This window comes from Frankia nepalensis (assembly GCF_016786325.1).
Classification (GTDB): domain Bacteria; phylum Actinomycetota; class Actinomycetes; order Frankiales; family Frankiaceae; genus Pseudofrankia; species Pseudofrankia nepalensis.
In genome coordinates, this window is sequence record NZ_JADWYU010000014.1 from 1 (window position 1) to 1,093 (window position 1,093).

General features: G+C 67.7%; 1 pseudogene. It reads right to left on the minus strand.

What is annotated here, in order from left to right:
- Positions 1–23: 23 nt before the first annotated feature.
- A pseudogene (locus tag I6A81_RS00085) lies at positions 24–1,018 on the minus strand (IS5 family transposase).
- Positions 1,019–1,093 lie beyond the last annotated feature (75 nt).

Consider the following 1,093-nt stretch of genomic DNA (forward strand, 5'->3'; position numbering starts at 1 on the left):
CTAGGGCGTGTATCTGGTTGTGATCATTGGGTGCTTTGTCCGAGTTCTCTGATCCAGATCATGGATGCGCGTAGCTGAAGACCGGCGAGGTAGCTGCCCGGGGTCTTGTCGTAGCGGGTGGCGATCCCTCGCCAGTCCTTCAGCCTGTTGATCAGCCGTTCGACGGTGTTGCGCTCCTTGTAGAGCTCGGTGTCACACCGGACAGGCCGGCCTCCCGCCCGCCCCTTCTTCTTGCGGTTGGCGGTTTGGTCGGTCTTCTCCGGGATGACCGCGACGATCCCGCGGGTACGCAGGTGGGTCCGGTTGGCCCGTGACGAGTAGGCCTTGTCCGCGGCGACCGCGTCGGGTCGGGTCCGGGGACGGCCGGCCGGCCCGGGGACGTGGATCTCGCCCAGTACCGGCAGGAACTGCGGGCTGTCGGCGGCCTGCCCCGCGGTCAGCACGAACGCCAACGGTCGACATCGCCGATCGGCAGCAAGGTGGATCTTGCTGGTCTGTCCGCCTCGGGACCGCCCCAACGACGCGGCACTCAGCCGGATCCTGTGCCGGCGCCGTATCGCTCTCCGTGCTTCCCGTTCCGGGTCACGCTGGCCGTCTTGTCCTTGCGCGTCGCCCCCTTTTGCCGGGCCCTCTCCTCCTCGGCCGCCGCCTTCTCCAACACGGCGATCACCTCGGTACCCAGACGCATCCCGGCAGCGTCGTGATGGGCTCGGGCCGTGGTCGAGTCAACGCTGACCAGCGACAGATCCACCTGCCCACGCCGTCCCGCCTCGGCGATCATCCCTTCCAGCAGTGCCGCGAACACCCCGGCATCCCGCCACTGCCGGAACCGGTTGTGCACCGTCGACCACGCCCCGAACTCCGCCGGCACCTCCCGCCACTGCGCACCCGTCCGAAACCGCCACAGCACCCCCGCGAACTGCTCCCGCAACCGCGCCGGATACGGCCCGAACTCCCCGACCGGCAGGTAGGGCTCGATGAACGCCCACTCCTCGTCCGTGACCTGCACCCGCGTCATACACGGGGCTCTACCGGACCAGGAACCACCACGAAAATCGATCACGAAAAGATCGCAACCAGATACACGCCCTAG